The organism is Arthrobacter sp. Leaf69 (assembly GCF_001422645.1).
GTDB lineage: Bacteria > Actinomycetota > Actinomycetes > Actinomycetales > Micrococcaceae > Arthrobacter.
In genome coordinates, this window is sequence record NZ_LMLR01000013.1 from 368,532 (window position 1) to 381,725 (window position 13,194).

Annotated in this window: 11 protein-coding genes and 2 riboswitches; of the genes, 9 read left to right on the top strand and 2 right to left on the bottom strand. The window is 64.2% G+C overall.

Features of this window, described 5'->3' with window-relative positions; genetic code table 11:
- Positions 1-448 precede the first annotated feature (448 nt).
- Positions 449-1,375, bottom strand: a complete 927-nt coding sequence (locus tag ASE96_RS14590; RefSeq protein WP_056431869.1) for an alpha/beta hydrolase — start codon at positions 1,373-1,375, stop codon at positions 449-451.
- Positions 1,376-1,461: 86 nt separating this feature from the next.
- Between ASE96_RS14590 and ASE96_RS14595 the strand changes: the two genes are divergently transcribed.
- The 3 genes from ASE96_RS14595 (at position 1,462) to ASE96_RS14605 (ending at position 4,169) form a co-directional block, all read left to right on the top strand.
- The gene (locus tag ASE96_RS14595; protein ID WP_186329212.1) at positions 1,462-1,800 is read left to right on the top strand and encodes an ArsR/SmtB family transcription factor; all 339 of its coding nucleotides are present in this window, start codon (positions 1,462-1,464) and stop codon (positions 1,798-1,800) included.
- A 47-nt stretch (positions 1,801-1,847) separates the two neighbouring features.
- A complete protein-coding gene (locus ASE96_RS14600; RefSeq protein ID WP_156367619.1) occupies positions 1,848-2,240 on the top strand; it encodes a hypothetical protein in 393 nt (130 codons plus the stop codon).
- 1,620 nt (positions 2,241-3,860) lie between these two features.
- Entirely contained in the window at positions 3,861-4,169 is a 309-nt protein-coding gene (locus ASE96_RS14605) for a hypothetical protein (protein ID WP_056431874.1), read from the top strand.
- Between the two features lie 50 nt (positions 4,170-4,219).
- On the opposite strand, the gene ASE96_RS14610 is transcribed toward ASE96_RS14605, so the two are convergent.
- Positions 4,220-4,609: a hypothetical protein gene (locus ASE96_RS14610; protein ID WP_056431877.1), complete on the bottom strand. Its 390-nt coding sequence runs from the start codon at positions 4,607-4,609 to the stop codon at positions 4,220-4,222.
- 247 nt (positions 4,610-4,856) lie between these two features.
- A riboswitch (glycine riboswitch) is annotated at positions 4,857-4,954 on the top strand.
- A gap of 1 nt (position 4,955) precedes the next feature.
- Positions 4,956-5,062, top strand: a riboswitch (glycine riboswitch).
- Between the two features lie 54 nt (positions 5,063-5,116).
- Between ASE96_RS14610 and gcvP the strand changes: the two genes are divergently transcribed.
- The 6 genes from gcvP (at position 5,117) to ASE96_RS14640 (ending at position 13,176) form a co-directional block, all read left to right on the top strand.
- Complete coding sequence (gene gcvP, locus ASE96_RS14615) at positions 5,117-7,969, top strand: aminomethyl-transferring glycine dehydrogenase (protein WP_056431879.1); 2,853 nt, start codon at positions 5,117-5,119, stop codon at positions 7,967-7,969.
- 10 nt (positions 7,970-7,979) lie between these two features.
- On the top strand, positions 7,980-9,107 hold the full coding sequence (gene gcvT, locus ASE96_RS14620) for a glycine cleavage system aminomethyltransferase GcvT (protein ID WP_056431882.1): 1,128 nt from the start codon (positions 7,980-7,982) through the stop codon (positions 9,105-9,107).
- A gap of 75 nt (positions 9,108-9,182) precedes the next feature.
- A complete protein-coding gene (gene gcvH, locus ASE96_RS14625; RefSeq protein ID WP_056431886.1) occupies positions 9,183-9,566 on the top strand; it encodes a glycine cleavage system protein GcvH in 384 nt (127 codons plus the stop codon).
- Complete coding sequence (glyA, locus tag ASE96_RS14630; RefSeq protein ID WP_235500262.1) at positions 9,563-10,855, top strand: serine hydroxymethyltransferase; 1,293 nt, start codon at positions 9,563-9,565, stop codon at positions 10,853-10,855. Before gcvH ends, glyA begins: the two co-directional genes overlap by 4 nt.
- Positions 10,856-10,945: 90 nt before the next feature.
- Positions 10,946-12,007: a serine dehydratase beta chain gene (locus ASE96_RS14635; protein WP_056431889.1), complete on the top strand. Its 1,062-nt coding sequence runs from the start codon at positions 10,946-10,948 to the stop codon at positions 12,005-12,007.
- A gap of 275 nt (positions 12,008-12,282) precedes the next feature.
- On the top strand, positions 12,283-13,176 hold the full coding sequence (locus tag ASE96_RS14640; protein ID WP_056431892.1) for a lipoyl synthase: 894 nt from the start codon (positions 12,283-12,285) through the stop codon (positions 13,174-13,176).
- The last annotated feature ends 18 nt before the right edge of the window (positions 13,177-13,194 follow it).

Genomic DNA, 13,194 nt, shown 5'->3' on the forward strand with positions numbered 1-13,194 from the left:
GCTGCCATCTCATCAAAGAATCCCCCTGCGGCAAGCCCTGGGCGCGGACCTCCTGGGCGACCGGTGGGCCCACAAACTCAGCCGCACCCTGGCGGCGGCGAGCACTCACTCGAGGAAGACGGCGGACTCTCGTGTCGCTGGCGGACGTGTTTCGTTTAATCCAAAGGACCCCTCTGGCGGCTCGCGGAAGTGGGGCTGGAGGTAACCGCTAGGACTTACTTTCGGGCTTCCTCCGACCCTCCGGATGGAAGCAGCAGGGGCTGGAAGGCCAGTAGTTGGTCGATCTTGGAGGCGTGGACATCGTGCTGCTATCCATTCCTGCATGGGCAGGTGGGGCACGTCGTCGCTCACGACGTCGAACACGTCAGCCCGACCCTTTATTGGATCGGGCTGACGATCTGGGGTTGCTCATCTTGCGGGGCGCCTCAACGGCGCCCGGTTGAGGTCCCTACCGGGCGGGCAGCGCCTCGAGCAGGAACCGGGCCGCGTCGTCGAGGGCCTTGCGCCCCTCGGGGAGCCGGTCTTGGTGCATGTGCCAGACGTGGAACATCTCGGGCCAGACGTCCAGGCTCACTCGCACGCGATTCTCGGCTAGGTGCCCGGCCAGCCGGACTGCGTCGCTGAGCATGAGTTCATTCTCCCCGATTGTGACCAGGATCGGGGGCAGTCCGCGGACGTCGGCGAAGACCGGGGATGCGTCCGGGTCATTCGGCAGTGCCCCGCCTAGGAAGCTGCGTGCCAGCAGGTCCAGGACGGCCTTGCTGTTCAGCGGGTCGAGGCCTTCCCGGTTGGTCATCGACGCGCCTGTGTGCTCCAGGTTCGCCCAGGGTGACAGGGCAACCCCGGCTGCCGGCAGCGGCAACCCCAGATTGCGAGCCTTGATCATCACCGTGACTGTCATGGCGCCGCCGGCCGAATCACCGGCGACCATCAGACGCTTCGGGTCCTGACCCTGCTCCAGCAGCCAACGGTACGCGTCGACGGTGTCGTTGATCGGCGTGGGGAAGGGGTGTTCCGGAGCCAGCCGGTAGTGCGGCAGGAACACCCGGGCGTTTAGTCGAACTGCAAAGTTTCCGGCGAGGCCGTGGTAGCCCGCCGGGCTGCCGACGATGTAAGCACCGCCGTGGATGTAGAAAAGGGCCCGGTTGTCCTCCACGGTCTCGGGCGTCACCACGATCCCTGGGATCCCTCCCATGTCCACCTCTTCGATGGTGACCCCTTCCGGGGTGGGATGGGCGGCCAGCATCGCGTCGTATGCGGTGCGCAGTTCATCGAGGGTCGTGTCCGACGGTTCTCCGCGGAGCAGTGGGGGAAGGGCGGCCAGGCTGGAGCTCCAGTTGTGAACAGCGGTGGAAACCTCTGTGGTGATAGGCATGTTCGTTCCTTTCGAGGGGGTTGGTTTAAGTTTTAGCACATTCATCGGTAAATTACGATATAACGATCTTGGGGTAGCCTTATGGAGTGCCTACAGATGAGAACCCCGGAACCCAGCTCCAGCAGGATGAGCTGCTTGCAGCATTGCGCGCGCTCTCTAACCCACACCGCCTGGCGATTTTGCAGTGGCTCCGCGACCCCGTGAAGAATTTCGAAGAACAGAAAGTCGACGCCACACGTTACGGGGTGTGCGTCTCGAGCATCAGGAAGCGTTGCGAGGTCTCCCAGTCCACCGCCTCGCAGTTCATGGCTACCCTCGCAGACGCGGACCTCGTGCAGACCACCCGCATTGGACAGTGGACGTACTTCGCCCGCAACGAGGCGGCCATCGACCGGTTCCGGTCCTCCGTGGCCACGTCCCTCTAAGCCTTCCCGACCTCCTGTCGCGGGAAAAGTGAGTGAAGGCAATAAGCTTGCCCGGCATCCCAGCCCAGGAATCCGGCATCGCGTCAGCGCAACTGAACTCCGCCCAGCAGATCGGCGTCGCCCTTGGCGTTGCAGTGCTCACCACAATCTCCGTAAGCATCACCGAATACAGGCTCCCCGACGCACTGACAGCGCTGTACACCTCACGCGCCTCTAGAGACGCTGCAGCAAACGCAACAGCCAGCGCTGCACTCACGAGTGGCTACACGACGGCGCTTTTCATCGCGGCCATCCTTCTCGGGGCATCGGCGCTTATAACCGCGCTGATCATCAACGCCGGCCGCCAAAAGGAAACCACCCAAGCGGCCACTCCCGAGGCAAGCCCTAAAAGCAAACAGCCAGTTACGCAAACCTCCACCGGCGGGATGCGCAAGGAATAGGGCACGGCAGGGATCGGTCTCACAAACGATCGATTACTGAGACCGTCGGGCGGTTTTCAGGGCGGGTCAGGACTGTCGAGCTAATGAGACGCGGCAAATTGTCCTCGCGGGAACGTTGCGGGTCTCCTTTCGCCGACGTAGCCTCGGCCAGGTGAACGGCGAAGGAAAGCCCATGTCGGCGTCGAACGGCCGAGCGAAGAGAAGCAGGGGCGCGGCTTTCCTGCCGATCGGATCGTTTTCGTTGCCGTTGCGATCGCAATGATATTTCTGGGAACCACGGCCTGGATGGCGTTGTTCACGATGGGCATCACGTTCCTCATCCTCGGGATGCAGAAGCCCGCAGACAACGATGAGGGCCCATCCAGCGAGTCTTCACGAGACTGACAGCGACCCCATTGTCGCGCTGAATACCTTTGTGTCCCTGTTTCTGGGGAAAGGGACGGGGTCAGGCGGCCTGTGAACGCCGCCTCGGAGCGCATGCTCCCGGCACATAGGAAAGCCCCTCGACTGAGGGGCTTTCGCGGATGAAACAGTGGGTTGGTGGTGTTGGTCAGCGGTGATGTGCGCCCCCTTCCCGGACTTCGTGTCCGTCTGCCTGCATTTGATACCGAAAGATTTTAATAGCTGATCCGCGGATCGTCCAGCCGCAGTGCGGCGTGTCTTCCGGCACGGGATCGCCGCCCAGCTTCGGGGCCTCCCCGGCGGGAGTTCTTCGCTCAGGTGGTTCAGCCGGAGGCCAGTGCCTGCCGAACGGTTCTTCGGGAGACTCGGTACTCTCTGGCATGGCAGCGGATGGATAAGCCCTAACCCTGGCATCCCGGCGGATCCTCGCGAATAGCTCCACTCTCGACTCCATCACTGCCTTACACCGTTGGGAAAAGCTCTGATGGAATCAACCGTGGGGTGGGCGCAACTGAAACTGCGATTCATCAACCGGCGAGCCGCGAAGTGGGCCCAACTCAGACTGCAAAACCGGTCCCCACTCAAACTGCCATAGTCACCGCCGTCTAAGCAGCCCGGCTGTGGCCGAACCGGGCAAAGAGAGGGTGTGCACAATGTGCACACCCTGGGCTTCGGATTGGGTCGTACTGCTGTCGGACTGGCCCGGATTGGCGATGTTTGCGGGGAAGTGGCGGAATTTCAAGGGCTGGAACCCGGTTCGAGTCCCACCTCGGGCACGTGTTTTCCCTGTTCAGGGGCTTGTGGGCCTCTGAGTGTGTACAAATCTCCTTTTGTGGGCCCCTACGGGCCCATTTTTGTTAGTGGCGGCTGGTCTGGCGGCTCCTTCTCTTGGCTTAGACAGCGGTGTTGCTGCTCACTCCTTCATGGCCGGGAGCGCTCGGAACTGCATGACCTGCTGAGAGGTGCGATCAGACCCTGAAGGTCGTCCCTGTGGACAGCCGGAACACCTGGGAAACTTGGAACTGTCGCGATTCTCCAAACCGAGCGGGACAGTTTTGCGGGCGGGATATGCGCGAATCCGGGTTTTCAGTATCTGTATCGGATTTCTCGCAGCGGGGGAGTGCCCGGAAGGTGTTGCGGTGGGGGACCGGCTTACGGGCGGTGGGTCCAGGGTCCGTCGCTGTGCGTGAGGGCTTGGCAACTACATGGGATTTGTGAATGAGTCGCAATCAGCACAACGTGGAAGTTTTCCGAGACGAGATAATCGCCGCAGCCGCAGAGCTACGTGCTGTGGCCCGCGCAGAACAGGACAAGCAGCGAATAGAAGTTGCCGACTGGCTCGACGAACAGTTCATCGGTATCTCAGACCCGCGCGATCTGCATGAAGCAACGCGGAATGCTCTTACCTTGTACCAAGGCGGCATGGGGTCGTTCCAGGATGTCGGTAACGGGGCCTCGTCGCACGCGGTCAGTCGGCTGCGTAGTGCGCTGGTGAGTGGGCTCGATGCTGGCGTTCGCGACTCGTGAACGTGCTCGTGGCGGCTCAGTAGCGTCCGGTGAAGGGATCCTCGAACGGGTCACTCCGGTGGTCCCTTTGCGCCCGGGGCGCCCGGCTCTGCCGTGCGGTCAAGGAACCTGCCAGCCCGCTGGAAGTCCCGGACAACGTGCATCAGCCCAATCACCAAGATAGCCACGCCAGCCGCCATGAGCCAGGAGAGGAACCCGGCTCCGCGTATGACCTGGGGAATGAATATGAGCGGCAGCACGGGCAGCAAGATGAGCTGTGTGGCGAGATTTTTTCGCAGTTGCACGGCCGCGGCCCGCGAGACGACAATGTGATCCGGGTCAACGGGTGTCTTCCCGAGAATCTGGCGCCGGATGTCTTTACGCTCTTCGTCGTCCAGCGAGAGCAGCACGTCGATCCTGCCCATCTCCGCTGCGGGCGCGATCTTGTTGGCGTTGGGCACCGCCGAATGAATCCACGGGCTGAAGGCCCATGGCGGTGAATGCCAGGGCGCCCGGTGGATCCACGAGGTGCTTCCAGCGGCTGGCGAGGGTGCGGGAGGCGATGCCATTTCTCTGACGTGGCCAGCAATTCCCTAGTGGCGGTTCACCGCAGCTCGGCAAAAGACACATTCGGAGTCGGTTCTTGCGTCCCTGTCCGAGCAAAGGCTAAAGTGTGAGGCGTGTCACCAACCAAGTGACATGTGCTTATGATCTGCGGCGGGAGAGTCCTGCCGGTACGTTCTGCAGGCGCCGTAGGAGCAAATCCTCCCCAGGAATCTCTCAGGCCCACGTACCGCCGCGGCAAGGCAACTCTGGAAAGCAGTCCGGATATTCGGACTCACCGACGGTGCAAGGGTCACCCTGCTAACAGCAGGGGGCGCGGAAACTCTCAGGTCCAATACAGAGCGGGGAGGAACCCAAATCAATGTGGCGCACCCAATGCGCCACCTGAATTATGGAGTTCCTTCATGACCATCCAGTCGTCCCCTTTAACCTTTGCCGATCGGCATATTGGTGCGCGGCGCCAGGCCGATATTGACGCCATGCTCAAGGCCGTGGGCTATGACAGCGTTGACGGCCTCGTGGACGTCGCCGTCCCTGATTCCATCCGTCAGGCCAAGCCGCTGGCCCTCAAGGACGCCCTCAGCGAGGTCGAGGTCCTTGCCGAGCTCCGCCGGCTGGCCGCGAAGAACAAGACCGCGGTCCAGATGATTGGGCAGGGCTACTACGACACCGTCACCCCGGCCGTGATCCGCCGCAATATCCTCGAAGCCCCCGCCTGGTACACGGCGTACACCCCGTACCAGCCGGAGATCTCCCAGGGCCGGCTCGAGGCGCTGCTGAACTTCCAGACCATGGTCCAGGACCTCGTCGGCCTGCCGATCGCCAACGCGTCGCTTCTGGACGAAGCCACCGCCGTCGCCGAGGCCGTGCTGATGATGCGCCGCGCCAACAAAAACAAGACGGCCCACGACGGCAAGACCGTCCTCGACGCCGACTGCCTGCCGCAGACCGTCGCGATCGTCAAGGGCCGCGCCGAGGCCCTTGGCTTCGAGGTGGAGGTCGCTGACCTCTCCAAGGGACTGCCCGACGGCGTCATCAACGGCGTGGTCCTGCAGCAGCCCGGCGTCTCTGGCCGCGTGTTCGACCACACCGCCGTGATTGCCGAGGCCAAGGAACGCGGCGCCCTCGTCACCGTCGCCGCTGACCTGCTCGCGCTGACCCTCATCACCCCGCCCGGCGAGCAGGGCGCCGACATCGCCGTCGGCTCCACCCAGCGTTTCGGCGTCCCGTTGTTCTTCGGCGGCCCGCACGCCGCTTACATGGCGGTCCAGAAGGGCCTCGAGCGGTCCATGCCCGGCCGCCTGGTCGGTGTCTCCAAGGACATCGCCGGAGTCCCGGCGTATCGCCTGGCCCTGCAGACCCGCGAGCAGCACATCCGCCGCGAGAAGGCCACGTCCAACATCTGCACCGCGCAGGCGCTGCTGGCGATCGTGTCCTCCTTCTACGCCGTCTACCACGGCCCGGACGGTCTGAAGGCCATTGCCGAGCGCGTCCACAACAACGCCCGCAGCCTGGCCACCACGCTGAAGATCGCAGGCCGCGAACTGGTCACCGAGACGTTCTTCGACACCGTCACGGTCCGCGTCCCCGGCAAGGCTGGCAAGGTCATCGCTGCCGCAGAGGCACGTGGGATCAACCTGCGCCGGATCGACGCGGATACCATCGGCGTCTCCGCTGATGAAACCACGACGACGGAGGTCCTCTCCGCCATTGCCGTCGCCTTCGGTGCCGGTCCGGTCGCTGAAGCGAAGGGCTTTGAACTGCCCGAACCGGTGCTTCGCACCTCCGAGTACCTGCAGCACCCAGTGTTCAACACGCACCGTTCGGAGACCCAGCTGTTGCGCTATATCCGCAGGCTGAGCGACCGGGACCTCGCGCTGGACCGCACCATGATCCCGCTGGGTTCGTGCACCATGAAGCTGAATGCCACGGCGGAGATGGAAGCGATCTCCTGGCCGGAGTTCGCCTCCATTCACCCGTTCGCCCCGGAATCCCAGACCGTCGGGTGGCGCGAACTGATCAACGGGCTGGAAGCTGACCTTGCCGAGATCACCGGCTATGACCAGGTCTCCCTGCAGCCGAATGCCGGTTCCCAGGGCGAGCTCGCGGGCCTGTTGGCCATCCGCGGCTACCACCGCTCCCGCGGTGATGCCCAGCGCAACGTCTGCCTGATTCCGGCCTCCGCGCACGGCACCAACGCCGCGTCCGCTGTCCTGGCCGGGATGAAGGTTGTTGTGGTGGCCACCGCTCCGGACGGCACCATCGACCACGCTGACCTGAACGCCAAGATCGAGCTGCACAAAGACGATCTGTCGGCGATCATGATCACCTACCCGTCTACCCACGGTGTGTACGACGCTGACGTTACAGAAATCTGCGAGGCAGTGCACGCTGCCGGCGGCCAGGTGTACGTGGACGGCGCCAACCTCAACGCCCTCGTGGGCCTGGCGCAGCCGGGTAAGTTCGGCGGCGACGTCTCGCACCTGAACCTGCACAAGACCTTCTGCATCCCGCACGGCGGCGGCGGGCCAGGCGTCGGCCCGGTCGCGGCCAAGGCCCACCTGGCACCTTTCATGCCAGGGGACGCGAACAAGGCAGTGCACGAAGAGGGTCACGGTGTGGCAATCTCGGCCTCTAACTTCGGCTCCGCAGGCGTCCTCCCGATCTCCTGGGCGTACGTGAAGCTCATGGGCGCCGAAGGCCTGACCGAGGCCACCAGGTCCGCGCTTCTGGCAGCTAACTACGTTGCCGCCCGTCTCAACGAGTACTTCCCCATCCTCTATACCGGCGAAGGTGGCCTCGTGGCGCACGAGTGCATCCTGGACCTGCGCGAACTGACGGCCAAGACCGGCGTGACCGCGGAAGACGTGGCCAAGCGCCTGATCGACTTCGGCTTCCACGCCCCCACCTTGGCGTTTCCGGTGGCAGGGACGCTAATGGTGGAGCCCACCGAGTCCGAGGACCTGGCGGAGATCGACCGTTTCATCGACGCGATGATCGCCATCCGCGCCGAGATCGACCAAGTAGCCACCGGTGACTTCACCGTCGAGGACAGCCCGCTACGCAACGCACCCCACACCGCGTCCGCCGTCGTGTCCTCTGACTGGACCCGCCAGTACCCACGGGAGCAGGCCGCTTTCCCGGTCCACCACCTCAAGCAGGACAAGTACTTCCCCCCGGTCGGCCGGATCGACGGCGCCGGTGGCGACCGGAACCTGATCTGCTCCTGCCCGCCGCTTTCCGAGTTTGAAAACTAAGGATCCCGACATGTCTGAGAAGTACACGGCTCTCTACGAAGAGCACAAGCAACTCGGCGCCTCCTTCACCGATTTCGGTGGCTGGCAGATGCCCCTGAAGTACAGCTCCGAGCTGGCCGAACACCACGCCGTCCGCAACGCCGCTGGCCTGTTCGACCTCTCGCACATGGGTGAAGTGTGGGTGACCGGCCCCGACGCCGCAGCCTTCCTCGACTACGCCCTGGTAGGCAAGCTCTCCGCCATTGCCGATGGCAAAGCCAAGTACTCACTCATCTGCAACGCCGACGGCGGCATCGTCGATGACCTCATCACCTACCGTTTCGGTGACGAGAAGTACCTGGTGGTCCCCAACGCGGGCAACGCACCCACCGTCGCTGCTGCCTTGGCAGAACGGGCCCGTTCCGGCAAAGTCGGTGGCTTCGACGTCATTGTCGGGGACGTCTCCGCGGAGATGTCCCTCGTAGCCGTGCAGGGTCCCAAGGCTGAGGCCATCCTGCTCAAGCTGACTGATGAGGCCCAGCACGCGCTTGTCACCGACCTGAAGTATTACGCGTTCAACGAGCTCACCGTGGCCGGCCACGACGTCATTCTGGCGCGCACCGGTTATACCGGCGAGGACGGCTTCGAGCTCTTTGTAGCCAACAACGCCGCTGCCCCCTTGTGGGCATCCGTCGCCGAAGCGGGGGCTGAGTTCGGCATTGTCCCGTGCGGCCTCGCCTCACGCGACTCTCTCCGCCTCGAGGCCGGCATGCCGCTGTACGGCAACGAGCTGTCCCTCGAGCGCTCACCGTTCGACGCCGGTCTGGGCCCCGTTGTGGCACTCAAGAGCAAGGAAGGCGACTTCGTGGGCCGCTCCGCCCTGGAAGCAGACAGGGAGGCCGGTTCAAAGCGCAAGCTGGTCGGCTTGAAGGGTCTCGGCCGCCGTGCCGGCCGTGGCGGCTACCCAGTCCTGAAGGACGGCAACGTGGTTGGAGAAGTCACCTCCGGCCAGCCCAGCCCGACCCTGGGCTACCCGGTCGCCATGGCTTACGTCGACGTCGAGTTCACCGAACTGGGCACCGCCCTGGACATCGACCTGCGCGGCAAAGCAGAACCCTTCGAAGTCGTCGCTCTGCCGTTCTACAAGCGACAGAAGTAAAGACCTCACTGAGTCCGGGACCACCTCTCCCACGCCCTCTCACCATCGCACTCCAAAACTTAAGGAAACACACAAATGGCCAAGGTTGCCGCTGAACTGAAATACTCCGCCGAGCACGAGTGGATCGCCATTGATGGCTCTGGTCCGTCCGTAATCGGTGTGTCCGCTGTTGCCGCCGAGGCCCTGGGCGACATCGTCTACGTGGACCTGCCCGAGGTTGGCTCCACCGTGACCGCGGGGGAGACCTGCGGTGAGATCGAGTCCACCAAGTCCGTCTCGGACCTGTACTCCCCGGTCACCGGCGAGGTTACGGAAGTCAATGACGGCGTCGTCAGCGATCCGGCAGTGATCAACTCGGACCCGTACGGTGCCGGCTGGCTCTTCAAGGTCACCGTGACCGAAGAGGGCCCGCTACTGTCGGCCGAGGAGTACGCGTCCAAGAACGGTGGCGAACTGTGAGCGCGGGCGCAGGCACGATCACTGTTTTCGAGCAGGTGGTCTCGCCGAGCCTGAACGCGGACCTGTCCGCTTTGGATCCGGAGATCGCCGCGAAGATCGACGCCGAACTCACCCGCCAGCGGGACGGCCTGGAAATGATCGCCTCGGAGAACCACACCGCTGTCCGCTTTGGATCCGGAGATCGCCGCGAAGATCGCCTGGACGCGGACCTGTCCGCTTTGGATCCGGAGATCGCCGCGAAGATCGACGCCGAACTCACCCGCCAGCGGGACGGCCTGGAAATGATCGCCTCGGAGAACCACACCGCCAAGGCAGTCATGCAGGCGCAGGGTTCGGTGCTGACCAACAAGTACGCCGAGGGCTACCCGGGCAAGCGCTACTACGGCGGCTGCGAGCACGTGGACGTTGTGGAGCAGCTGGCGATCGACCGGGTCAAGGCCCTGTTCGGCGCCGAGTACGCCAACGTCCAGCCGCACTCCGGCGCGCAGGCCAACGCCTCGGTCATGCACGCCCTGATCCGTCCGGGCGACACCATCATGGGCCTGAACCTGGCCCACGGCGGGCACCTGACGCACGGCATGAAGATCAACTTCTCCGGCCGCCTGTACAACGTCATCCCGTACCAGGTCCGCGAAGAGGACCACCGGATCGACATGGCCGAGGTGGAGCGCCTGGCCCTGGAGCACAAGCCGCAGCTGATCGTGGCCGGCTGGTCCGCCTATGCCCGGCAGCTGGACTTCGCCGAGTTCCGCCGGATCGCCGACTCGGTGGGCGCCTACCTGATGGTGGACATGGCCCACTTCGCCGGGCTCGTCGCCGCCGGGCTGCACCCCTCCCCGGTGCCGCACGCCCACGTCACCACCTCCACCACGCACAAGACCCTCGCCGGTCCGCGCGGCGGCATCATCCTCTCCAACCGGCTGGTCCAGCCGGACGTCACCGCGAAGGGGATCAACGTGATCTCCGGCGGCACCGACGTTCACCTGGTCCTCGTGGACCTGCGCAACTGCGAACTGAACGGTCAGCAGGCCGAGGACCGGCTCGCGGAAATCGACATCACGGTCAACCGCAACGCCGTCCCGTTCGACCCGCGCCCGCCGATGGTCACCTCAGGGCTGCGGATCGGCACCCCCGCGCTGGCCACCCGCGGCTTCGGCGAGGCGGCCTTCGCAGAGGTTGCGGATATCATCGCGGAGGCCCTGATCGCCGACGCCGTCGCCGACCTCTCCGGTCTGCGATCCCGGGTGGAGGCCCTCGCCGCCGCCCACCCGCTCTACCCCTCCTTATAGCCCGTCCAGGTGGTTGAGCCCGTCGAAGCATTGGGGGTTCGGCGGGCCCAACCACCGACATTCGAAGCATGACCAAGTAAGGAACCTACAATGGCTGTTGGAGTCTTTGACCTTTTTTCCATCGGAATAGGGCCCTCGAGCTCCCACACGGTGGGACCGATGCGGGCCGCAGCGGTGTTTGCCGAAGAACTCAAGGCCCTCGGCAAGCTGGCAGAGGTGGCGTCGCTGCGGGTGGACCTGTTCGGTTCCCTCGCCGCCACCGGCCACGGCCATGGAACCATGACTGCCATCCTGCTCGGGCTGGAAGGCTTCCACCCCGAACTGATCCTCCCCGAGGAAGTGGAGGAACGGCTCGCCGCGATCGCCGAGACCGGGAAGCTGCAGCTGGCAGGCTCCGTGCAGCTGCCCTATGGCGTGAAGGACATGATCCTGCGCCCCCTGACCATTCTCCCGCGGCACACCAACGGCATGACATTTACCGTGTCCGGTGCTGACGGCGAGGTCCTGCACAGCGTCACTTTCTTCTCCGTGGGCGGCGGCTTCATCGTGCGCGAGGGCGAGGAGGACGCCGCGCAGAAAGAACTCGAGGAATCCAAGAAGGAACTGCCGCTGCCGTTCCGTACGGCCGCGGAGCTGCTGGAACACTGCCGGAAGACTTCGTGGAGCATCAGCGAGGTGATGAGGGTCAACGAAGAGGACAGCCGGACGGAAGAGGAAATCCGTGAAGGTCTTCTGCACATTTACTCGGTGATGGAAGGCTGCGTCGAGGTCAGCCTCAAGCGTGAGGGGCTGCTGCCCGGCGGACTCAAGGTCCGCCGTCGTGCGCCCGACTGGCACGAACGCCTCATGAAAGAAGGCCGTGACCACGATCCGGACTACCGGGAAAACGCCGCGGAAATCGCGATGGAACACAACCTGGGCCTGACCTGCGACCCGATCGGCGGCCTCGTGCAGATCCCCTGCATCGAACGCAACGCCATCGCCGCAGCCAAGGCCATCAACGCCGCCAAAATGGCGCTGTGGGGCGACGGCTCGCACCGGGTGTCCCTCGACGAGGTCATCGTGACCATGCGGGAGACCGGCCGGGACATGAGCTCCAAGTACAAGGAGACCGCGATGGGCGGCCTCGCCGTGAACGTGGTCGAGTGCTAGGACGGAGACGGACATGAACAGAGCCAAGCAGTCCAGAAAGTACGGGCATCAACCGGCCGGCACAGCGCCGGCCAAGCGCAGAAACGGGCGGAGCCACAGGTTCGGTGAGGCGTGGCTCGTTGGTGCCATCGGCCTTGCCGGTCTCGTAGTGATTCTCTATGCCTCCAGCCTCTACACGCAGTGGTAGCCGCCTCAGGTCGCCTGAGCACGTCCATTAGCAGCACGCCTAGAACCCTGATGCCGCCACGAGCGGCGCACATGCAAAGGAAACACATATGTCACTGGCACCAGAAGGCCGGAAAATGCTGCGTATCGAGCAGCGCAATGCGGCCACCCCGGTGGAACGCAAGCCGGATTGGATCAAGGCCAAGGTCCAGATGGGTCCAGAGTTCGTCCAACTCAAGAACCTCGTCAAGAAAGAGGGCCTCCACACTGTGTGTGAAGAGGCCGGTTGCCCCAATATCTTCGAGTGCTGGGAAGACAAGGAAGCCACCTTCCTGATTGGCGGCTCCGAATGCACCCGCCGCTGCGACTTCTGCCAGATCGACACCGGTAAGCCCTCCCCCGTGGACGTTTTCGAACCCACCAAGGTGGCCCGGTCGGTCCAGGCGATGCAGCTCCGCTACGCCACTGTCACCGGGGTGGCCCGCGATGACCTCGCGGACGAGGGCGTCTGGCTCTACGCCGAAACGGTCCGCAAGATCCACGAACTCAACCCGGGCACCGGCGTCGAACTCCTGATCCCTGACTTACGGTCGCTGGATGTCATCACGCAGGGCCGCAAGCTCGGCATGGTCACAAAGTCCAACCTCATCCTGGGCATGGGCGAGACCCGCGAGGAAATCTCCGAAGCTCTCCGGGACCTGCACGAGGCAGGCTGCGACCTGATCACCATCACCCAGTACCTGCGCCCGTCCGAACGGCACCTGCCGGTTGACCGCTGGGTCAAGCCGCAGGAGTTCGTGGACCTCCAGCAGGAAGCCGACGAGATCGGTTTCCTCGGCGTCATGAGCGGGCCGCTGGTGCGTTCCTCCTACCGGGCCGGACGGCTCTGGGCCACCGCGATGCGCAAGAAGGGCTGGGAAATCCCGGCCCAGCTTGCCCACATCGAAAGCTCCGGCAGCACCCGCCAGGAAGCCAGCTCACTGCTCGCGGCGCACGCCAGCTGACCATCCCGATACCTAGAA

What these genes read in the sequence shown, in the direction of transcription:
- gcvH (WP_056431886.1), top strand. Translation starts at nt 9,183, where the DNA reads ATGGCCAAGGTTGCCGCTGAACTGAAATACTCCGCCGAGCACGAGTGG.
- ASE96_RS14590 (WP_056431869.1), bottom strand. Translation starts at nt 1,375, where the DNA reads ATGCCTATCACCACAGAGGTTTCCACCGCTGTTCACAACTGGAGCTCC.
- gcvT (WP_056431882.1), top strand. Translation starts at nt 7,980, where the DNA reads ATGTCTGAGAAGTACACGGCTCTCTACGAAGAGCACAAGCAACTCGGC.
- ASE96_RS14640 (WP_056431892.1), top strand. Translation starts at nt 12,283, where the DNA reads ATGTCACTGGCACCAGAAGGCCGGAAAATGCTGCGTATCGAGCAGCGC.
- ASE96_RS14605 (WP_056431874.1), top strand. Translation starts at nt 3,861, where the DNA reads ATGAGTCGCAATCAGCACAACGTGGAAGTTTTCCGAGACGAGATAATC.
- ASE96_RS14635 (WP_056431889.1), top strand. Translation starts at nt 10,946, where the DNA reads ATGGCTGTTGGAGTCTTTGACCTTTTTTCCATCGGAATAGGGCCCTCG.
- gcvP (WP_056431879.1), top strand. Translation starts at nt 5,117, where the DNA reads ATGACCATCCAGTCGTCCCCTTTAACCTTTGCCGATCGGCATATTGGT.